The organism is Pseudomonas sp. LAMO17WK12:I1, from assembly GCF_900177315.1.
Classification (GTDB): Bacteria; Pseudomonadota; Gammaproteobacteria; order Pseudomonadales; family Pseudomonadaceae; genus Aquipseudomonas; species Aquipseudomonas marginalis.
In genome coordinates, this window is the sequence record NZ_FWZV01000001.1 from 388,217 (window position 1) to 410,099 (window position 21,883).

16 protein-coding genes are annotated in these 21,883 nt (G+C 61.7%); 11 read left to right on the forward strand and 5 right to left on the reverse strand.

What is annotated here, in order from left to right; all coding sequences use genetic code 11:
• Window positions 1-8 precede the first annotated feature (8 nt).
• The 5 genes from B9N88_RS01780 to B9N88_RS01800 all read left to right on the forward strand — a co-directional run bounded on the left by B9N88_RS01780 (window position 9) and on the right by B9N88_RS01800 (window position 4,296).
• Window positions 9-440, forward strand: coding sequence for a hypothetical protein (locus B9N88_RS01780; protein ID WP_371263391.1), 432 nt, complete (start codon window positions 9-11; stop codon window positions 438-440).
• A 275-nt stretch (window positions 441-715) separates the two neighbouring features.
• The gene (locus B9N88_RS01785) at window positions 716-1,240 is read left to right on the forward strand and encodes a cysteine hydrolase family protein (protein WP_027608555.1); all 525 of its coding nucleotides are present in this window, start codon (window positions 716-718) and stop codon (window positions 1,238-1,240) included.
• 127 nt (window positions 1,241-1,367) lie between these two features.
• Window positions 1,368-2,321, forward strand: a complete 954-nt coding sequence (locus B9N88_RS01790) for a 2-hydroxyacid dehydrogenase (RefSeq protein ID WP_027608556.1) — start codon at window positions 1,368-1,370, stop codon at window positions 2,319-2,321.
• Between the two features lie 129 nt (window positions 2,322-2,450).
• Complete coding sequence (locus tag B9N88_RS01795; RefSeq protein WP_027608557.1) at window positions 2,451-3,518, forward strand: phosphotransferase family protein; 1,068 nt, start codon at window positions 2,451-2,453, stop codon at window positions 3,516-3,518.
• Window positions 3,519-3,528: 10 nt separating this feature from the next.
• Window positions 3,529-4,296, forward strand: coding sequence for an SDR family oxidoreductase (locus B9N88_RS01800; protein ID WP_027608558.1), 768 nt, complete (start codon window positions 3,529-3,531; stop codon window positions 4,294-4,296).
• 48 nt (window positions 4,297-4,344) lie between these two features.
• On the opposite strand, the gene B9N88_RS01805 is transcribed toward B9N88_RS01800, so the two are convergent.
• The 3 genes from B9N88_RS01805 to B9N88_RS01815 all read right to left on the reverse strand — a co-directional run bounded on the left by B9N88_RS01805 (window position 4,345) and on the right by B9N88_RS01815 (window position 10,195).
• Window positions 4,345-6,192, reverse strand: a complete 1,848-nt coding sequence (locus tag B9N88_RS01805) for a hypothetical protein (protein WP_143491230.1) — start codon at window positions 6,190-6,192, stop codon at window positions 4,345-4,347.
• 107 nt (window positions 6,193-6,299) lie between these two features.
• A complete protein-coding gene (locus B9N88_RS01810) occupies window positions 6,300-9,617 on the reverse strand; it encodes a calcium-binding protein (protein WP_143491231.1) in 3,318 nt (1,105 codons plus the stop codon).
• 134 nt (window positions 9,618-9,751) lie between these two features.
• Window positions 9,752-10,195, reverse strand: coding sequence for a carboxymuconolactone decarboxylase family protein (locus B9N88_RS01815; protein ID WP_027608560.1), 444 nt, complete (start codon window positions 10,193-10,195; stop codon window positions 9,752-9,754).
• Between the two features lie 146 nt (window positions 10,196-10,341).
• Here B9N88_RS01815 and B9N88_RS01820 point away from each other — a divergent pair, with 146 nt between their 5' ends.
• Together B9N88_RS01820 and B9N88_RS01825 are read left to right on the forward strand one after the other, a co-directional pair.
• Entirely contained in the window at window positions 10,342-11,775 is a 1,434-nt protein-coding gene (locus B9N88_RS01820; protein ID WP_027608561.1) for a MocR-like pyridoxine biosynthesis transcription factor PdxR, read from the forward strand.
• 85 nt (window positions 11,776-11,860) lie between these two features.
• A complete protein-coding gene (locus B9N88_RS01825) occupies window positions 11,861-12,142 on the forward strand; it encodes a putative quinol monooxygenase (protein ID WP_027608562.1) in 282 nt (93 codons plus the stop codon).
• Between the two features lie 60 nt (window positions 12,143-12,202).
• On the opposite strand, the gene B9N88_RS01830 is transcribed toward B9N88_RS01825, so the two are convergent.
• Complete coding sequence (locus B9N88_RS01830; RefSeq protein ID WP_027608563.1) at window positions 12,203-12,832, reverse strand: DNA-3-methyladenine glycosylase I; 630 nt, start codon at window positions 12,830-12,832, stop codon at window positions 12,203-12,205.
• A 217-nt stretch (window positions 12,833-13,049) separates the two neighbouring features.
• On the opposite strand from B9N88_RS01830, the gene B9N88_RS01835 reads away from it, so the two are divergent.
• The 3 genes from B9N88_RS01835 (at window position 13,050) to B9N88_RS01845 (ending at window position 15,926) form a co-directional block, all read left to right on the forward strand.
• Window positions 13,050-14,375 (forward strand): C4-dicarboxylate transporter DctA, encoded by a 1,326-nt coding sequence (locus B9N88_RS01835; RefSeq protein WP_169899436.1) that lies wholly within the window; start codon window positions 13,050-13,052, stop codon window positions 14,373-14,375.
• A gap of 145 nt (window positions 14,376-14,520) precedes the next feature.
• Window positions 14,521-15,222 (forward strand): FadR/GntR family transcriptional regulator, encoded by a 702-nt coding sequence (locus tag B9N88_RS01840; protein WP_027608565.1) that lies wholly within the window; start codon window positions 14,521-14,523, stop codon window positions 15,220-15,222.
• 17 nt (window positions 15,223-15,239) lie between these two features.
• On the forward strand, window positions 15,240-15,926 hold the full coding sequence (locus tag B9N88_RS01845) for a GntR family transcriptional regulator (protein ID WP_027608566.1): 687 nt from the start codon (window positions 15,240-15,242) through the stop codon (window positions 15,924-15,926).
• Between the two features lie 145 nt (window positions 15,927-16,071).
• On the opposite strand, the gene B9N88_RS01850 is transcribed toward B9N88_RS01845, so the two are convergent.
• On the reverse strand, window positions 16,072-20,940 hold the full coding sequence (locus B9N88_RS01850) for an NAD-glutamate dehydrogenase (RefSeq protein ID WP_027608567.1): 4,869 nt from the start codon (window positions 20,938-20,940) through the stop codon (window positions 16,072-16,074).
• 491 nt (window positions 20,941-21,431) lie between these two features.
• Here B9N88_RS01850 and B9N88_RS01855 point away from each other — a divergent pair, with 491 nt between their 5' ends.
• Window positions 21,432-21,785 (forward strand): hypothetical protein, encoded by a 354-nt coding sequence (locus tag B9N88_RS01855; protein WP_027608568.1) that lies wholly within the window; start codon window positions 21,432-21,434, stop codon window positions 21,783-21,785.
• Window positions 21,786-21,883 lie beyond the last annotated feature (98 nt).

The window sequence follows — 21,883 nt, forward strand, 5'->3', positions numbered from 1 at the left end:
ACCTGATAATGAATATGCGCAAACGGTTAATACCCGCACTGCTGGCCGCGACACTGTTACCCGGTGCAGCGATTGCACACACTTCAACAGCCCTTCCTGCAGAAAACGCTGCTGCCACAGCGGACAACGCCGTCATGTTGACCGTATTTCTTAAACACGATCAATCACGCCCCTTGAGCGAATTGAAACAACAACTGGCCAAGCAGGAATTTCACAAGGTGTTCCCGCCTGCCGGGGTGGAAGTGCTGAGTTGGAACATCACCATGGGTATCGGGCAGGTCGTCGTGTTGCGCCTGCCAGCGTCGCGCCTGGCGGAAGTCAACCTGGCGATTGAAAACACCGCATGGGGGGTCTACACCACGGAATTCTTCCCCACCTACAATTTCATGCCCATCGCTCAGGCCGAGCAGGAAAAGGCACGACTTAGCCCCCCGCAGTGATCTCCTGCTGGCAGCAGCGCCCCTGTTCCAGCTGGGGCGCAACTTTTTCGGCACCTGATGCATTTGACAGCCTCGCCCCTGTCCCAGCATGATCGAGGCATGACCTTTTTCCAGCAGCTCCTCACCCGCACCACCACCACGACCGCTCCAGGCGGGTCGTGCGGTTGCCGTGGGTGCTCGAGCTAGACACCACCCAGATTCAACCCAAGGCCCCGCCAGCAATGGACGGGGCCTTTTTATTGCTCCGTCGACTGGCACTCACAAGGAGCAATACCATGGCTGACGCCCTGTTGATCATCGATATGCAAACCGGCCTGTACGATGGCCCCGACAAACCCTTTGAACGGGAGCGCGTGCTGGGCACCATCAACTCGTTGATCGGCCGCGCCCGTGAAGCCGGCGCGCCGATCCTGGTCGCCCGCCATACCGGCCCGGCGGGCTCGCCGATAGCTGCGGGCAGTCCGAATTGGCAACTGTGGCAAGGGCTGCAGGTAGACGAGACTCACGACCATCTCTTCGACAAAACCCGCCCCAGTTGCTTCCTGGGTACCGACCTGGCCCGACGACTGCGGGCCCTGGAGGTTAATCGACTGGTGATCGTCGGGATGAAAACCCAGTACTGCATCGACACTACCTGCCGCGTGGCGGTAGAGCTGGGCTTCTCGGTGATCGTGCCTGAAGACGCCCATACCTGCATGGACACCCCGGCGCTGAAGGCCGAGGCGATCATCGCGCATCACAATGCCACGCTGGCGGGGGCGTTCGGGCTGAGTGTGAAAGCCGCTGACGTCCGGTTCTGACCGGTACAGACTGTAGGAGCAAGCGTGCTTGCGCCTGCAGTCGTAGATTTTTTCTACCCGGGCAAAACGCGCCCTGCTGCGAATCCCGCATACTGATGCCCTCAAACCCTTCAGGAAGAGCCTTCCGATGACCACCACTGTTCTGGTTCTGGTTGAAACCATCAATGAATACCTGCAAATCATCGAGAGCAACGACTTTCATGTGATCCTGGCGCCCACACCCAGCGAGCGCGCCCAGGCGATCAAAACCCACGGCGGCCAGATCAAGGCCGTACTGACCCGTGGCCCGTTGGGCCTGTATGCCGAGGAAATCGCCGCCCTGCCACTGCTGGAGATCATCTGCGTGATCGGCGCCGGTTATGAGCATGTCGACCTGCAGGCGGCGAGCAATCGCGGCATCGTGGTCACCAATGGCGCCGGGGTGAATGCGCCGTCGGTGGCCGACCACGCCATGGCGCTGCTGTTGTCGCTGGTGCGCGGCATTCCCCAGACGGACGCAGCGGTACGCCGCAGCGAATGGCCCAAGGTCATGCGCCCGTCCCTGGGCGGCAAGCAATTGGGCATCCTCGGGCTCGGCGCGGTGGGCCTGGAAATCGCCAAGCGCGCGGCCCTGGGCTTTGGCATGGAAGTGAGCTATCACAACCGCCAGCCGCGCGATGATGTGGACTACACCTACTGCGCCACGGCCGTGGAGCTGGCGCGCAGCTCGGATTTCCTGATCCTGGCCACGCCCGGCGGCGCCGGCACGCGCCACTTGATCGACCGCCACGCTCTGGACGCCCTCGGCCCGAACGGTTACCTGGTGAATATCGGCCGTGGCAGCGTGGTGGTCACCGCCGACCTGGTCACCGCCCTTGAACAACGCCGTATCGGGGGCGCGGCGCTGGACGTGTTCGACGATGAACCCAAGGTGCCGGATGCCCTCAAGCGCTTGAGCAATACCGTGCTCACGTCCCATGTAGCCGGGCTGTCACCGGAAGCCGCCCACGACACCGTGCAGCGCGTGGCCGACAACCTGGTGGAGTACTTCGCCGGCCGTCCGGTGCTTACCCCGGTCGTACTGCCCGCGCCCGAAAAATGACCGATCAGGCAGGCTGATCACCCTTCAACACGCTAACCTATTAAGCCGCCCCGACCTTGTCGCTGGGCGGTGGTGCGCATTAGATTAGGAAATAGTCCGACGCCTTTAGAATAAGCAGAAGGGATAAGCATGGCGCTTAACGACCAATCGACCCAGATTCGCCCAGGCGAAGAACTTGATGCCAACCTGATCGATCCCTACCTCAAGGCCCATATCCCTGGCCTGAGCGGCACGCCCACGATCAGCCAGTTCCCCGGTGGCGCATCCAACCTCACCTACCTGCTGGAATACCCCGGCCAGGAATTCGTGCTGCGCCGCCCGCCCTTTGGCCACAAGGCCAAGTCCGCCCACGACATGGGCCGCGAATACCGCATTCTCAACCAGCTCAAGGATGGTTTCCCGTATTGCCCCAAGGCCTATGTGCACTGCACCGACGCGTCGGTGATCGGCGCCGAGTTCTATGTGATGGAACGGGTCAACGGCATCATCCTGCGTTCCGACCTGCCCGCCGAACTGGGCCTGGATGCCACCCGGACCGAGGCGTTGTGCAAGAGCTTTATCGACAAGTTCGTCGAACTGCACCAGGTCGACTATCGCGCCTGCGGCCTGGCCGACCTGGGCAAGCCTGAAGGTTATGTGGCACGCCAGATTGGTGGCTGGAGCGACCGCTACGAAAAAGCCCTGACCCCCGACGCCCCCAACTGGGAAAAGGTACGTGCCTGGCTCAACGACAAGATGCCCGCCGACCATCCCACCTCGAGCATCGTGCATAACGACTACCGCTTCGATAACGTGATCCTCGACCCGCATAACCCGATGCAGATCATCGGCGTGCTGGATTGGGAACTGACCACCCTCGGTGACCCGCTGATGGACCTGGGCAACACCCTCGCCTACTGGATCGAAGCCGACGACCCGGCGCCGGTGCAACTGATGCGCCGCCAGCCGAGCAATGCCCCCGGCATGCTCACCCGCCGCCAGTTCGTGGATTACTACGCTGAGCGCGCCGGGATCCAGATCGACAATTTCGACTTCTACTACACCTACGGCCTGTTCCGCCTGGCCGGCATCGTGCAGCAGATCTACTACCGTTTCTTCCACGGCCAGACCCAGGACAAACGCTTTGCGCAGTTCATCCACATGAACAAGCTGCTGGAGCAGATGAGCCTGAATGTCATCGGTAAATCAGCCCTCTAAGGAATCGCTAATGTCCAAGACCCACCTGTTCGACCTCGACGGCAAGATTGCCTTTGTGTCCGGCGCCAGCCGTGGCATCGGTGAAGCCATCGCCAAGCTGCTGGCCCAGCAAGGCGCCCACGTGATCGTCTCGAGCCGCAAGCTCGAAGGCTGCCAGCATGTGGCGGATGCAATCATCGCCGACGGCGGCAAGGCCACGGCGATTGCCTGCCATATCGGTGAAATGGAGCAGATTACCCAGGTGTTCGCCGGCATCCGCGAACAGTTCGGCCGCCTGGATATCCTGGTCAACAATGCCGCGACCAACCCGCAGTTCTGCAACGTGTTGGACACCGACCTCGGCGCCTTCCAGAAGACCGTTGACGTGAACATTCGCGGCTACTTCTTCATGTCGGTGGAAGCCGGCAAGCTGATGCGCGAGAACGGCGGCGGCAGCATCATCAACGTGGCGTCGATCAACGGCATTTCGCCGGGCGTGTTCCAGGGCATCTACTCGGTGACCAAGGCCGCCGTGATCAACATGACCAAGGTGTTCGCCAAGGAATGCGCCGAGTTCGGCATTCGTTGCAACGCCCTGTTGCCGGGCCTGACCGACACCAAGTTCGCCTCGGCGCTGGTGAAGAACGACGCGATCCTGAAAATGGCCCTGGCGCAGATCCCGCTCAAGCGCGTGGCCGACCCGAGCGAGATGGCCGGTGCGGTGCTGTACCTGGCCAGCGATGCGTCGAGCTACACCACCGGTGTGTCGCTGAATGTGGATGGCGGCTTCCTGTCCTGAACACGTGCCTGGGAGCAGGTGCGCTTGCTCCCAGGCATACCGGCACGACTAGAAGTCCACGGGGCTCATGTCAATCTTGAACATGACAAGTTTGCCGTCCTTGGACGTCGCGCCTAATAACTTGAATAACTGGCCACGCCACAACGCGTCGGAAACGCGCCTGGCCGCCGGCGTATCGGGTTGGGATAACGCCAGCACTTGCCGCACCCAACTGTCGGTCATTTGACGTGAGTTTGTCGTCCCTCCCAGGCTGACGTTGGCAAGCTCGCCGGCAGAGGTATGACTGACATGCTTGGCTTCCAGAATGTAGATATCGCCTGCCGGGCCTTCAAACACCCGATCGAAGCCATTCTGTCCGCCTCCGTAGGTTCCGCCGGGAAGTACCGTATAGCCATCTTCCGTCAACCGGGCCTCATACATCGCTTCGTTCACTTCGCCCTTGCGTTTGTTGTCCCGGGCAGCGTCTTTTTCCCGCCACGTCTCAAGTAATTTCTCTTCGGCCACCGACCGTCTTCTGTCGGGATAGTGCAGTTGCATCGTTCGGCTGATACGCGCCACATTGAAGTTTCCGTCTTTTGAGCAACTGACCGTGCCCAAACCTTGAAACCCATCGAATATCGGCATCCCCGGCGGCAATGGGCGTCGGCTTTTCAAGGCGCTGCAGATGGAAGCCAGACAGTCATACGGGTAACCATTGCGCCAGATATAGGCATCGATCAGTCGACCTTTTTGCGCGGTTGGCGCACTGCGGACAGTCGGCTCGCAAAACCCGACTATTTGCCGCAAGTAGCCCTGCATGTAGTGATAAACCCGCTGGTCGATACTGCTGTTGAGCAGATCGACTGCCCCCACACGCCCGGCATAACCTTTGATATTCCGCGCCGCTTGAAAAAGATTCGAGAGTTGATCGACAGCCAGCATCGGCACCCAGCTATCGGGCGCGCCACCCATTTCAATAAAAATCCCTGCCCCGCCATGCCCGCCCGCCTCCATCACCTTCCAACGCAGCCTTGCACTATCGAAGCTCACGGAGCAAAAGCCGGTGTCCACCGGCAAATAATGTCGGTTGTCGTTTAACCTGAACAGGCCATCCGGTTCGATACGCCCGGCGTTTACCAGATTGCCTCCCGCCCCCACAGCAAACAGATGGGGTAGCGCATTCGGCACGGCACCTGATGGGTTGCCATAATTGGCATCCATAAAATATTGCTCAGCCCCGATCATGAAGGCTCTCTTGCCCGGGAACGCCAGGGTGTTGGTGGGGGCCGGACTCACCGGCAACGTGTAAAGCCCCAGGTCCCATACCGGATCAATACGCTGGGTCGCCGACAAGCTCACACTGCTCAGTGGGGCGGTCAGCGAGGAAGACGAAGCACTGTGGCTCAGTGACGACGCCGATGGGCTATGACTCAGGCTCGGGGAAGACGAGGACGAACTGGCCGCAGAGTGACTGCGCCAGGTGTTCGTCTGCGGCACCCGGTGCAGTGCCGGGCCTTGTGGCAAACGCGAATCCGGCAGTCTTTCACGCCATTCCCCGGTCTGCGGATCGCGCACCGCCAGGACGGTGGTGCCGTCGTCCAGGTTCAGGTAAGTGCGCGAATCATATTCACGCAACCCCGTAGCGGGATCAGGCGCCGGTATGGGGTCACCCAGGGCGGCGAAAATGGCGTCTCGGGTGACGGCGGGGGGCGTGGGCAGATCAGTCATGCGCTGATAAGTCGCGCTCGGAACCGCTGCGGATGGCGTGTTGCGCACGGGTATCGCTTCAGGCGGCAGGGGCCCGCCGGCAAAATCAACCACAGGAAACGCGGTACGCGCACTGGGTGCTGCGCCGCTGGGGCGATCGACCGGACGCCCTGTAACCGGTGGCACGGAAGGGGAAGTAAATTGCTTCATAGAATGTCCTTGGACTATGTTGTTCAGCCACCCGTCAGAACCACCTCGGCTGCTGATGGGTTCAGGTTGAAACAGCCAGCTCCTCACTGGATAGCCGCCGATGCCTGTCAGCCTCCAGCCTCCAGCCTCCAGCAATCCGCCATGACGTCGTAGTAAACGGTGCCCGTTGTCCCATCGGCCATGCCGATGCCGGTCACGTTGATGGTTGGCGTAAACACGGCGGCTCTTTGCCGGTGGTGACGCAAGGACTTCAACAGTTGCGCAATCGAACTATTGCCCGAGGCAGCGACCCTGGCCAGGTACACCTTGCCAAGGTCCAGCCTGACGTCGAAACGCCCGCCGTCCTTTGAATGAATCCGGATGTTCTCCAAGGGCACGTCGGGGTCGTCATACCGGGGGACCCGAATCGACACGCTGCCCACCTTGATGTGACCGGGGCTGACAACAATGCTGTCGAGCCGGATATCTTCCGCCAGCGCTGTACAAAAGAAGTCCCAGGTCGATGCATCGGACTCTTTATTCAGCGCCTGCGGTGTTGACAGCTCAACGATCGCCCAGGACGTCAGATAGATTTCGTACACCCCGCCCCGTCCGCATAACACACAGGTTGCCAGGTGAGGGGCCGCGCCCAGGTGCACCCGTTGTGAGTGAGCGGTCAGATTCAGGCTTTTAGGCCTGCGCGGCCTCAAGAACGGGTAGTGCCCGTACCTCAGGTTCAGCGAAGCCATTGCGTCCTTGATTTTGTAACCCGGGCTGGCGAAATCACTGACGTAAGACTGCACTGGCGATAATAGCCGGTACGAAACACCGTCGCGCATCACCACGACAAATTCAGCCTTCAACTTCAAGGCTGACGCCTGTAATGAACCGCCCACGCTCGTCCACGTCGCTGAGGGTTGCGCTGCGTATTCGTCCAGATACAGCGTGCGGCCATCAGCCCACTCAAACTTTATCTTCGCGTCCGTGTAATCCAGGTAGTCGAAGTGGCTCCGGCGTCGCGTGGCCACATGATAGGTCGTATACACCCCTGCCAATTCCTGGCTGTCATAGTCCACATACACACAGCATCGGCCCTGCTCCTGGCTTGCATGCGCATCAATGGCCGTCATCCCGTAGCCGCGGCTGACAAAGTAACTGGACGTGCCTGCCGCCAAGGCAACCGACTGACCGGGTCCCAGAATAATCGGGGAGATCCTGGGGCCGGGAGGCGCCAGCACTTCCATGCTCACCTGCGGCTCCCCGGTCGGGTCCAACGTTTCAGGCAACAAGGGCGCTATTCGATAGCCGTCCTGGGTGAGAAAGCTGAAAAGCGCGTTGGCCAGGTGGCGTTTACCCTCGCGTAGCGTGTAGACATTTTCGATCCCGACACAAGGGCCCGGCAGTTCACCGTCCAGCCCCAGGGTAGACGCCACCTTCAGAGCGTTGCCCGAGATCCACCAGCGTTGAATCCGGCTGAAGGGCCAGTTGAGCATGATGAGGCTGCGCTGCTGGCCGTCCTCCTCGATAACCACGTCCTTGGCGCTCTCAAGAATCTCGAAGTAATCGGCACCTGGCCCGCCATTCACCCTGGCGCTGCCCCGCTGTATCAACAACTGGTCGTCTCCGGCCATTGCGTGGGCCTGGTCGTACTCCCCCTTCAGGACAATACGGTTGGCCTCGTTACTGCCGGTAATCACGCTGGAAGCGCCGGCAAGGGACGCAACATTTTCAATACTCCACAACCCCATGCACTTGAGACCGTCGCGGCCATTGTCGGTCATCAACGTCACGCTGCCCGCCCCCAGATTGACATTGAAGCCTGCCGCACGCGGCCCCAGCGTCTCGCCGAGAAAGCTCAGGGTGTCAGCCCCGGTACCGCCCACCAACACCGAGATCGGCACCCGCCCTTCTGCGCCAGAAAAAGTATCCGGCGGTACCTCGAACATGAATTCGTCGTCCTGGCTGCCGCCCACCAGGTGCTTGCGACCACCGCCATAGCGAAAGTGGTTCGGGCGATTCGGCACGCCCAACACCGAGTCATCCCCGCCACCCAGCAGCCAGAGCACACCTTTTTCGGGGCCCTTCGCCCCCCAGGTGGCTTCGGGCAATAAATCGACGGCCCCCTCCTTGCTCGCGTCGAAGTAGTCATCCACCTCATGGATGACCGGTTCACGCACCAGCGTGTGAGTGGACTCACCCGCCTGCTCATCCCATTGATGTTTCCAGTGCCGTATCGTCTGCAGGCGGACCTCGAACCTGCCATTGACGATGGCCTGCACACTGTTCTTCATCTCTGCGCCAAGCAATGCCCGGGCTTGGGCCTTGAGGCTTTCTGCGTAGGCACTGCGCGCGCGGCTGGTCTTGTAGCGATCGAGTACGCTGTCATCCAACTCCACGCCCGCAAACGCGAACCAGCCAGTGCGCAGGCGCTCAAGGGTGCTCAGCTCGATGTAATCATCGATCTCATCCACCACTCGACACGCGGCATAAATCCGCGCGCCGACAATCAGCACCGCTGCGGCGATAAGGCCCACGGGCCCGGCCGCGCCGAAGCCCGCCAACGCCGAGACGCCCAGTGCAAGACTGAGGGTTGCGCTGACGAGACTGAAACCGGCCTCGACATAGAGATCCTGTGCCTGTTTACCTTCTGCTTTCAACGCTTTTGAAAGCGCAATGAGCGCCTGGGCAATATCAAAAGGCACGGTCAATACCGAGGCGATCAATCCGGCACCACGGCGCAACAGCAACCCCGCGCGTGATGCGCAGAACCCGCGATAAACCGTATGGCCGGCGCTCATCATTTTCTGGCCGATACGCTCCAACGCCAACTCCACACCGAGGGACGCCACTTCTGCGGAAAAGGCGCCGCCCTCGAACAACAGCTCGCCCGTATCCCCCGTTCTGAGCGCTTCGCCTATGCCTCGAATGGCACTGTAAAAACCGTAGAGCTGCAGCCCGACTCCCAAGGTTTGCGCACTCCCGCTCCTGAGCTTATCGGCCCAGCCGGGCAGGCTTTCCATGGCACTCACGTCGTTGAGGTTGACGCTCTGTACCCGCCGCAGCAATCGATCGAGTTTGACAATCGCCTCGTCCGAAGCATCCGGCGGGCTCAACATGCCGGGCGCCCACTCCGAACGCAATGACGCCAGTTCAAACAGTGCGGCAGTGGCCTGGTCACAGCTTTCACCGCTGGCGGACGTCATATACGCTTTAAGGTGCACGGCAGAAAACGTGATCTGATCGATCAATGCCTGATCAGCTTCCTTGACGCGATACCGCTCCACATCAAGTTCCGCGCCCTCCAGGCGCGCGCCCATGCTATCCAGGGCCACGCGGCCAACCGAAGTCTCACCGATACCCATCGGGCCCCATGCAGTATCCAGATCCATCAAGGTCTGTTGACGCAGCGGTAAGACCGACGCGCCGTCGTCCTGCAACTCTTCCATTACGGCACTCCAGTCACTGACGAAGCACGCTTCGTCGTTATCAACGCGAACACCCTGTGTGCGCACTGCGTCGATACTGAAGTGTTGAGGGATGAACCTGGGGTGCATAGGTAGAGCGCGGGTGAATATCCCGCTCAAGCATTCGGCGGTTGCTGGCGAAAACTCACCGCCAGGCGGTTCCAGCCACTGATGCTGGAGACCGCCATGGTCAGGTCCACCAGTTCCTGTTCGCTGAATTCCTCGCGCACGGCGCTGAAAAGTTCGTCCGAAACACTGGAAGTCGGCAGCATCGCCACCGATTCGCACCAGGCCAATGCCGCCTTCTCCCGCGGCGTAAAGAACGGCGAGTCACGCCATACGCATAGCGCGAACAAGCGTCGCTCCGTTTCGCCGCGCTGACGCGCCGCCATCGAATGCATATCGGTGCAAAAGCCGCAGTGGTTGAGCTGCGAAACGCGGATCTTGATGAGTTCCAGCAGCGGCCGCTCGATGGACAGGCCAAAGGTGTTCGCCTCCAGCAGCAACATGCCCTTGAGCGCTTGCGGTGACGCGGTGTAGTAGTCCAGACGGGATTCCATGGGCAGCTCTCGGGGCAATGACCGTTCAGCCTAGAACTCTCACGGTGTCAGCCCTATAGCCAATCCGACGGTTTACCCAGGGACCATTTTGAGCGCACCTCGCGAGCGAGTAACCTTGGCGCAGAGCGAAGACCCCGGGATAAAACATGGAACTGCACGTCGTCATCAATGGCCGCAAGGATCTGGCCGAACAGCTGTACCAGCAGTTGCGCGAGGCCATTGGCTCCGGGCGCCTGGCCGCCGGTGCGCAACTGCCGCCCAGCCGCTTGCTGGCCGAACAACTGGGGGTATCCCGCAAGACCGTATCCGACACCTACGCGACCCTGACCTACGAAGGCCTGCTGGTCGGCAAGACCGGCCGCGGCACCTTCGTCAACGCCCGTACGCCGCAGACCGGGCGCCTGCAAACTGCTACCGACCTGGCCTGCGCCGCCAACCTGGCGAAGTGGCAGTCACTGCCCTCGCCCATGCGCCACCCCACTCGCGACAGCACGTTGCGCTACGAATTTATCGGCGGCGCCACCAGCCGCAACCAGTTCCCCCAGGATGAATGGCGGCGCTGCACCCAGGACGCGTTGCGGCGCATCGCCCGGGACAGCGGGTTCTACAGCCAGCCGGAAGGGTTGCCGGCCCTGCGCAGTGCGATCGCCGGGCATATCGCGTTTTCCCGTGGGGTCCAATGCCGCGACAGCGACATCGTCGTCACCAACGGCGCGCAGCAGGCCCTGGACCTCATCGCCCGCGTGGTGCTGGAACCGGGCAGCATCGTCGCCATGGAAGACCCCGGCTACAGCCCTGCGCGCCAGTTATTCATGGCGATGGGCGCGCGGGTCATCGGTGTTCCCGTCGATGAGCAAGGCATCCAGGTCGACCGGATCCCCGATGGCGCACGGCTGATCTACGTCACGCCCTCCCACCAGTTCCCCCTCGGCATGCCCATGAGCCTGTCACGTCGGGAAGCGCTGCTGGCGCGGGCCTTCGAGCTGGGTGCGATCATCATAGAGGACGACTACGACAGCGAGTTCCGCTACGAAGGCCGGCCCACCGACTCACTGCAAAGCATGGACAGCCGTGGCGTGGTCACCTACGTCGGGACGTTCTCCAAGACCCTGTTGCCCGAACTGCGCCTGGGCTATGCGGTGCTGCCGCCGGCGATCTACGGCGCGGTGCTCAAGGCCAAGCAATTGACCGACCAGCACAGCTCCACGTTGCCGCAATGGGCACTGGCCAAGTTCATCAGCGAAGGTTATTTGCTCAAGCATATTCGCCGCTGCCACACCGTGTACGCCGGGCGCCGCGAGCGCATTTTGCAGCGCCTGGCGGGCGACCTGTCACCATGGTTCGAAGCGGTGCCCACCGTCGCCGGGTTCCATATGGCGGCGTTGTGCAAAGTACCGGTGAATATCCCGTTGCTGATGGAATTGGCACGCCAGGTGGAAGTCGGCCTGTACCCGCTGGACGTGTTCTTCCACGACACGCCGGTGCGCCCAGGCCTGATCATCGGGTTTGGGGCCATCGAGACCCTCGACATCGACCCGGCGCTGGACAAGGTGTGCGATATTCTCCAGCAGATTGGCTAGGGGGTTTTCCGAGGGATTGGTCATTGGTCCTGGCGCGTCGAGGCTCTAGCCTGTGCGCTGACACCCGACCTCGGAGACCATCGCCATGCCCGACCGTGCCTTCAACACTGTTCATGTCCGCGCGGCTGCCGGGCGCTCCAGGGAACTGGGCGAGCGCCTGCGGCAGATCGCCGAGCTCGTGCGCGCCACCCCAGACTGCCTCGATTACGCCGTACAGCGCAGCCCGGTGGACCCCGACCTCTGGACCGTCAATGGCTGCTGGGCCGGTGCCGAACCGCTCAACGCACACTTCGGGCTGCCGGCCCTGCAAGGCTTTATCGAGCTGGCCTCGGCAAACCTGGCGAGCCGGCTTGCGTTCGACCATTGATGGGATTGGCCTCATCACCAATCAGCAGCATGGGTGAAGCCCCCTCCCACCGTCAGCGGCTCACGGGCGCTTGAACTGGCGACGCAGTTCTTCGATCTTTGGGCGGCACACGCACCCATCAAGGTGATCATTGACCATCCCCATCGCTTGCATCAGCGCATACATCGTGGTCGGCCCGACGAACGTCCAGCCGCGTTTCTTCAAGGCCTTGGACAGGCGCACCGAGGCCGGCGAGGTGGGATTGCCCGTCCAGTAAGCCAGGTCCACCACTGCCGGGCGCTCTTCAGGGCCGGGTTCGAACGCCCATAACCACTGCGCCAGCGAGCCGGTTTCAGCCACCAGCTCGCACGCCCGGCGGGCGTTGTTGATGGTGGAAACGATCTTCGCCCGATTACGCACGATGCCCGGATCCTGCATCAACCGCGCGATATCTGCCTCGCCGTACTGCGCCACCCGGCGAAAATCAAAACCGTCGAATGCCGCCCTGAACGGCTCGCGCTTGCGCAGGATGGTGATCCAGGCCATGCCGGCCTGGAAGCCTTCCAGGCAGATCTTCTCGTACAGCTGAACATCATCCGCCACCGGTACGCCCCACTCGTGGTCGTGATAACGGGGGTATTCCGGTGCGGTCGTACGCCAGGTGCAGTGGGTCAGCCCTGCTTCGTCGGTGGTCAGTCCTGATTTGTCCATCCATCACCTCATGTGCCAGGCGGCGGATGATAAGCGAAAAAATTTGCGCCCCGCCAACCGCTCAAGCATCAACCTTCGCGACCAACTGGTCAGACCGGGACCTGCCAACCGCCGAATTTTTACTTGTGATTTCAAAAATACCTGGCCTAGACTGGCGACGCACTGGACTTACCGGTATGACCACAACAATTAAGCCCTGGAACCACCGGGGCACCGAATAGAGATCCCTCCCATGCTCAGATGGTGCTCGCGTTCGATTTTCCTGCAAGTCGTGATTGGCCTGATGCTCGGCATCGTGTGCGGCCTGGCCCTTCCCGAATTCTCCTCGCAACTCAAACCCCTGGGTGACGGCTTTATCAAACTGATCAAGATGCTGATCGGCCTGATCGTGTTCTGCGTGGTGGTCAGTGGTATTTCCGGGGCCGGCGACTTGAAGAAGGTCGGGCGCATCGGCCTCAAGTCGGTGATCTACTTCGAAGTGCTCACCACCATCGCCCTGGTGATCGGCCTGGTCATGGCCTTCAGCACCGGGATCGGCACCGGCGCCAATATCCATCTGGAACAGCTCTCCTCCGCCGGTCTCAATGAACTGGCCGACAAGGGCCAGCACATCAAGGGCACCAGCCAGTTCCTGATGGACCTGATCCCCAACTCGGTGATCGGCGCCTTTGCCGACAACAATGTCCTGCAAGTGCTGCTGTTTTCGGTGCTGTTCGGCAGCGCCTTGAACCTGGTGGGCGAAGCGGCCTCCGGTATCACTCGGCTGATCAATGAACTGAGCCATGTGATTTTCCGCATCATGGGCATGATCGTGCGCCTGGCGCCCATCGGCGTGTTTGGTGCGATCGCCTTCACCACCAGTACCTACGGGCTGGACTCCCTGCAACACCTGGGCAGCCTGGTGGGCCTGTTCTACCTGACCTGCCTTGCCTTCGTCGCGCTGATCCTCGGCGTGGTGATGCGCCTGTCAGGCCTGCGCATGCTGCCGCTGCTCAAGTACCTGCGTGAAGAACTGCTGATCGTGATGGGCACCGCCTCCTCCGACGCGGTGCTGCCGCAGGTCATGCGCAAACTCGAACACCTGGGCATCGGCAGTTCCACCGTGGGCCTGGTGATTCCCACCGGGTACTCGTTCAACCTCGACGGTTTCTCGATCTACCTGACCCTGGCCATCGTGTTTATCGCCAATGCCACCGGCACGCCACTGTCGATGACCGATCTGCTGACCATCCTGCTGGTGTCGCTGATCACCTCCAAGGGCGCCCACGGGATTCCCGGCTCGGCCCTGGTGATCCTGGCGGCGACGCTCACGGCAATCCCGGCGATTCCGGTGGTCGGCCTGGTGCTGGTGTTGGCGGTGGACTGGTTCATGGGCATTGGTCGCGCCTTGACCAACCTGATCGGCAACTGCGTCGCCACCGTGGCCATTGCCCGTTGGGAAAAAGACATCGATATCCAACGCGCCAACAAGGTGCTCGACGGCCAGCAAGGCTATGCCTTCCAGGCCAGGAAGCCGGTAGTGCCGGTCCACCAGGAATTCTAATGCTGTCTCATGGGCAACACTGGCTAATGTGGGAGGGGGCTTGCCCCCGATGAGGACGGTCAGTTGATCTATCTGTAACTGATCCACCGCTATCGGGGGCAAGCCCCCTCCCACACTGGATTCGCCCCATCAAGGAACCATCGACGTGATCAGCACCTCAACCGTCGTCAATTCAGTCGTAGAAAAACTCCGCGCCGCACTCAAGCAGGGTCAGTGGCGCCGGGGCGAAATGCTCCCGGGCCAGCGCGAACTGGCCGAACAGCTGGGTATCAGCCGCCCCAGCCTGCGCGAAGCGGTGATCGTGCTCGAAACCCTCGGCCTGGTGCGCTCCATGCCCGGCAAAGGTGTGGTCGTGCTGGAAACCAGCGTCAGCGAACCACAATCGAGCGACGCCGTGGCCGATGCCAGCCTCGAAGACATCCTGCAACTGCGCTACACCCTCGAACCCTTTATCGTCGGCCTGGTGGCCCAGTCCATCAGCAGCAAGGAAGTCGGCCAATTGCGCCTGACCCTGATGGACATGCGCGAAGCCCTGGATGCCGGTGACGCCGAAGCCGGCATGAACGCCTACCTCGATTTTCACGAAGAACTGTTCGCGCTCACCGCCAACCCGATCTTCCAGAACGTGGTGCAGCAAACCAGCACCGCCCTCAAGCAAAGCGCCCAGGTACTGCGCAACTCCCCCGAGCACCTGGCGGAACGCCTGCAGGAAAATGAAGCGGTGGTACGCGCCATCCGCAACAAGAACAGCGCCCTGGCCAGTGCCGAGATGCGTCGGCACATCCTCCAGGAAGGCCTGCGCATGGGCATTCACTTGAACATTCCGGACGACCATCTCGGCAACTGATTTTTTGGAGACAGGCCATGACCGCCCACGCCCTGCAACGCGATCCGATCATTCCTGCCCTGCGCCTGGTGGCCGGTAAAAAACCTTCGGTGGACGACATCTACCCACGGTTGTTCGACGCCATCCTCGAACAGCGCATAGCCCCGCACAGCCGCTTTACCGAAGAAGGCCTGGGCGAAACCTTTGGCGTCAGCCGCAGCGTGATTCGCCGGGTACTGGCCAAGCTGTCCCACCAGCAAGTGGTCATCCTGCGCCCCAACCAGCGCGCCCAGGTCGCAGCGCCGGATGCCCAGCAGACGCGGCAGATTCTCGAAGCGCGGCGCATGACCGAAATCACGGTGGTGCAATTGGCCTGCGCCCAGGCCACGCCCACGCAGATACGCCAGCTGCGCGAGCTGATAGCACGGGAACGCGACGGTATGGAACGCAACCAGCGTGGGCCGGCGATTCGGTTGTCAGGGGAGTTTCACCTGCAATTGGCGCAGATGGCGGGCAACGCGCCGTTGGCGCAGTTTCTCAACAGCCTGGTGCCATTGACGTCGCTGATCATTGCCCAGTACGAAGCGAAAGCCTGCACGTATTGCGCGTGGCAGGAGCATGTGGCGATTGTGGATGCGATTGAGCAGCGGGATGTGACTGCTGCGGTGGGCTTGATGACCCGGCACCTGGATCACCTGGAAAGCAAATTACTGAAACACCACTGACCACCAGATAAATAAAGATCCAAATGTGGGAGGGGCGGTGCGACGATTCGACTTGCCCCCGATAGCAGAGTGTCAGTCAACACATACATGACTGACCCACCGCTATCGGGGGCAAGCCCCCTCCCACATTGGTTTTACCCAGGCATCAAGCCGGTTGCAGCACCGACTGACCACTCAACGCCAGGTCCAGCAGTTCACGGTTGGCCACCGCGTACATGGCGTAGTCCGTGCCGACCGCAGCACGGATTTCCACCATCATTGCGACCCAACGATCAGCCATGTCCTTGTGCTGCTCAAGCCACAGGGCCACGCGGGCTTCCATGTCCTGTGGCGCGTCGGCCATTTGCAGGACGGAAATGGTGATCGCCCGCTGCTGCCAGTCCACATCGTCGCGGAACGCTTCGCGGGCCTGGGCCTGCCAGTTGTTGGCCACGGGCAGATCGCTGATCTGCTGCAGGTACCACGGCAGGTCCAGGGCGCTGCCGACGGCGAAGTAGGCCTTGGCCACTTCGGCGGCGTCATGCCCGGTCACATCAGCGGCTTCGATGATCGGCAGCAAGGTGTACAGGTGGGTCGTGCCTGCAACCATGCGCGCCAGCAACTCCGGCACGCCGGCTTCGGTGTAGGCCTGGTAGCGGGTCTGCCAGCCTTCGCGGGTCGGACCTTCCAGCAGTTCGTCGAGCTTGAGGCCCAACGCGGCCAGGTGCGGACCGAAGTGCGCGGTGTCACGGCCGGCGTCCTGCTCGTTGCGACGGCTGCGCAGGAACCAGCGCGTGGCACGACGGCCCAGGCGCATCAGCTCATCCATCAACTGCAATTGCACGTCAGCGGAGACCTGGTGGTCCAGGGCTTCGATCTGGCGGAACCAGTGCGGGAGGTGGAAGATGTCGCGCACGATCACGTAGGCACCGGCCACGTTCGCCGGGCTCATGCCGGTCGACTCCTTGAGTCGCTGCACAAAGGTGATGCCCATGTGGTTGACCAGGTCGTTGGCGATCTGGGTGCTGACGATCTCGCGCTTCAGACGGTGGCGACGCATGGCTTCGCCGAACTTGGCCACCAGGCTCGGTGGGAACGCGGTTTCCATGTCGCGGGTCAGGTAGTCGTCATCCGGGACCAGCGACTTGAGCAGCGCTTCCTTGAGGTCGATCTTGCTGTAGGAGATCAGCACCGACAGTTCCGGACGGGTCAGGCCCTTGCCGGTAGAAGCGCGCTCGGTGAGCTGCTCTTCGGTCGGCAGGTACTCGATGGCGCGGTCCAGCTTGCCACGGCTTTCCAGGTCGCTCATCAGGCGCTTGTACTCGGCGGCACGCTCGTAGGCACGGCGCGCAGCCAGGGACAGGGCCTGGGTCTGCTTGTAGTTGTTGCCCAACACCAGGCTGCCGACTTCGTCGGTCATGCTCGCCAGCAACTGGTTGCGTTGCTTGTCGGTCATGTCGCCGGCCTGCACCACTTCGTTGAGCAGGATCTTGATGTTCACTTCGTGGTCGGAGCAGTCCACGCCACCGGCGTTGTCGATGAAGTCGGTGTTGGAGCCGCCGCCATTGAGGCCGAACTCCACACGGCCCAGCTGGGTCATGCCGAGGTTACCGCCCTCGCCCACCACCTTGCAGCGCAGCTCGTTGCCGTTGACGCGCAGCGCGTCGTTGGCCTTGTCGCCTACATCGGCGTGGCTTTCGGTGCTGGCCTTGACGTAGGTGCCGATACCACCGTTCCACAACAGGTCCACCGGCGCCTTGAGCAAGGCGTTCAGCAGTTCGGTCGGAGTCAGCTTGTCGGCCGAAATGTCGAAGCGTTCCTTCATCTGTGGCGAGATAGCAATGCTCTTCGCGCTGCGCGAGAAGATACCGCCGCCTTCGGACATGATGCTGGTGTCGTAGTCGGTCCAGGCCGAACGCGGCAGCTCGAACATGCGCTGGCGCTCGACGAAGCTGGTGGCCGGGTTCGGGTTCGGGTCGATGAAGATATGCAGGTGGTTGAAGGCCGCGACCAGTTGCAGCTTGTCGGACATCAACAGGCCGTTACCGAACACGTCACCGGCCATATCGCCGACGCCCACCACGGTGATGCTGTCTTCCTGCACATTGATGCCGCGCTCACGGAAGTGACGCTGCACACCGACCCACGCGCCCTTGGCGGTGATGCCCATTTTCTTGTGGTCGTAACCGGCGGAACCACCGGAGGCGAACGCATCGCCCAGCCAGAAGCCGTAGTCGATGGCGATGCCGTTGGCGATGTCGGAGAAGGTCGCGGTGCCCTTGTCCGCGGCTACCACCAGGTACGGGTCATCGTCGTCATGGCGCACGACGTTGGCCGGCGGCACCAGGGCGCCATCCTTGAGGTTGTCGGTGATGTCCAACAGGCCGGAAATGAAGATGCGGTAGCAGGCGATGCCCTCGGCCGCGATCTCGTCACGGCTGCCGCCCAGTGGCAGGCGACGCGGCAGGAAGCCGCCCTTGGCGCCCACCGGCACGATCACCGAGTTCTTCACTTGCTGGGCCTTGACCAGGCCGAGCACTTCGGTACGGAAGTCTTCTTCACGGTCGGACCAGCGCAGGCCGCCACGGGCCACGTTGCCAAAGCGCAGGTGCACGCCTTCGACGCGGGGCGAGTAGACGAAGATTTCAAACTTCGGCACCGGCTTGGGCAGCTCAGGGATCGCGCGCGGGTCGAACTTGAAGCTGAAGTACGACTTGTTCTGGCCGTTGGCGTCGGTCTGGTAGAAGTTGGTGCGCAGGGTGGCCTTGATCAGGTCCAGGTAGCGCCGCAGGATGCGGTCTTCGTTGAGCACCTGGACGTCGTCCAGGGCGGTGAGGATCGCTTGTTCCAGGCGCTGCTGCTTGTCTTCCAGGTCATCGGCGGTGAGCTTGCGCGCCAGGTAGAAGCGGGTCTTGAACAACCGGGTCAACTCGCGGGCGATGTCGGTGTGGTTGTTCAGGGTGCTGGCGATGTAGCCGAGGTCGAAGCCCAGGCGGATCTGCTTCAGGTAACGGGCGTAGGCACGCAGCAGCGCGACGTCGCGCCATGGCAGGCCGGCGGTGAGTACCAGGCGGTTGAACGCATCGTTCTCGGCATCGCCATGCACGATGTGCACGAACGCGTCCTGCAGGGTGTCGTTGAGCTGCTGGATGTCCAGGTTCACGCCTTCGGCGGCGATGAACGCAAAATCGTGGATCCAGAACTCGCGGCCGTTGGCATGACGCAGGCGGTACGGGAACTCACCCAGCACGCGCAGGCCGAGGTTTTCCAGGATCGGCAATACGTCGGACAGCGCCAGCGGGGTATCGGCGTGATACAGCTTGCAATGCAGCTCGCGCTGGCCGGACACCTGGCCCAGCGGCTGATAGAAGCTCATCACCAGCGGGTTGGCTTCGGTGAGGCTGAGCAGGTGCTGCATGTCGACCACAGCCGAATGCGCAGCGAAACGCTCGCGGTAGCCGGCCGGGAAGCCTTTCGGGAAATCCGCCAGCACGTTGGTGCCGTGGGCTTCGCCGAAGCTTTCCACAACGAGGCTGGAGTAGTCGTCCTGCCAGCTGCGGCAGGCCTGCACCACTTCTTTTTCCAGTTGCAACGGGTCGATGTCCAGGCGGTTCTTCGGGTCGACCCGCAGAATCAGCTGCACGCGCGCCAGCACGGATTCGGAGAAGAAGGTCCAGAACTCGCAGTCCGAGGCTTTCAGGCGATCCATCAGCACTTGCTGGATCTTCTGGCGCACTTCGGTGGAGTAGATGTCGCGCGGCACGTAGGCCAGGCAGTAGCAGAAACGACCGTACGGGTCTTTGCGCAGGAACACGCGGATCTTGTTGCGTTCCTGGATCTGCACGATCGACATCACGGTGCTGAACAGCTCGTCGACCGGGGTCTGGAACAGGTCGTCACGGGGCAGCACTTCAACGACTTGAGCAAGCTCCTTGCCCAGGTGCGCCTTGGCCTGGAAGCCCGAGCGACGCTCGATTTCCGCGACCTTGCGGCGGATATACGGGATGACGCGTACGCTTTCGCCGTACACCGACGAGGTGTAGAGGCCCATGAAGCGGCACTCCTTGATCACCTTGCCGTCGGCATCGATCTGGCGGATCGACACGTAGTCCGGGTAAGCCGGGCGGTGTACACGGCTCGGGTGCGCGGCCTTGGCGAACGACAGCACGGTCGGCTCGCGCAGGTACGACACGGCGTAGTCTTCGATGCGCAGGTCGTCGGCGGTGAGGCCGGCGCGCAGCAGCTTGGTCAGACCGAGGAACGAGTTGGCGTCATATTCGATATGACCGCCGTCCGCCTCGTCACGTACCACGAACTCTTCATAGCCGAGGAAGGTGAAGTGGTTGCCCACCAGCCATTCCAGGAAGTTCTTGATCTCGGCTTTTTCTTCGCCGTCGATGCCGAACGGGCTGGCGTCGATACCGTCGAGCAGCTCCTGGACCTTGGCCTTCATCGGTTCGAAATCGGCCACGGCCACGCGCACTTCGCCCAGTACCTGCTCAAGCTCTTTGCTCAGCACGTTGAGTTCGGCGGCGTTGGCGCAGCGGTCGATTTCCAGGTACATCAGCGATTCTTGCTCGATGCCTTCGCCCTGGGTGCCCTTGGGCAGGATTTCCAGCAACTCGCCCTTGCTGCCACGGCGCACGCTGAGCACGGTGGTCTGCAGGGTGTGGATGCTGTAGCCACGGCGGTTCAGCTCGGTGCGTACCGAGTCCACCAGGAATGGCAGGTCATGGTGCAGCACTTCGACCGCGGTGTGGGTCGATTGCCAGCCATGACGTTCGTAATCGGGGTTGTAGACCCGCACTTGCGGTTGGGTGTGATCAAAGCGCTCAAGCAGGCGCCAGGCAGACAGGGTGCAACCGGCCAGGTCGGAAAGGCGACGCTGGGTCAGTTCATCCAGGGAAATGATGCCGAAGAATTGTTCAGCGAACAGCGCCACTTGTGGCAGTGCCTGTTCACTGATGTGCTGCGCCAGTGCCGCTTGCAGTTGATGCTGGAAGTCGGCCTTGCTGGCTGCGGTGAAGAACGCCATCTGTGGTACTCCGCTTGGGCTTGTTATTGATGGAAGCGTCGCGTGTTATCCCCTGGTGGGGAGACCGTCGGCTCTGTTCGCAGGTAACGAGTTAAGCACCATAAACGAATCAGGGTGACAGGTGGGTGAAGCTGGACAAGACAATGAGGTCACATACAACTTCCATAAGATGCGCACCTTGCCGGGTGACGGTACGACGGGCAGGTCAGGCGCCTGGCACGTGCACATCCGTTGCGCAGCTTAACGAGTGTGGGAAGCCGGGTGCTTGCGGTGCTGCGACATATTCGGTCATCGGTACGCAGGCTTGGGGTTGCGACTTGGGCAACCCGGAATTTCCGGTGGAAAAACCGGCTATTTTTCCGCCCCCGAGTACCGAAAATGACTGGTAGAGCCCGACAGGTCATGCACTGGGTCTGACACAGGAAGCAGCACAAAATTCGCCGCGATGGCACAATTGCCTACGCAACGCCCTACCCCAGACAGGATTCCCCATGCTGCAAGTGAAAACCGACGCCCTGATGGCCACCCCGTGCGACGACGAAGAAGACAACATGGCCATGCTCTGCTGCCACGGCAGGAACGGCGAGATGTTCATGCTCACCCGCTACCCCGACGAAGACGAAGTGGAGCTGACCTGGGACTACGAGCCGTCGACCCTGGATGGGCTGAAAGTCACCCTAAGCGATACGACATTGCGGGTAGAGCTGGCGGCGGGCGATGCCGATGCACTGGGCGGCAAGGACCAATTGGAGATAACCCACGCCACCGCCGCAGCGGAGATGGCAGAAGTGGAACAGACCCTGCAGAACATTCTCAAGGGCACCGGCACCTACATCCGCGCCTGAATCGCACTGGCGCAGCCTTCACCGACGCCCTTGACCGTTGGTCGGTACTGTTATTTCTAACAGTACCCGGCCCCGTGTTTCCGGCCTTAGCTGAGCAA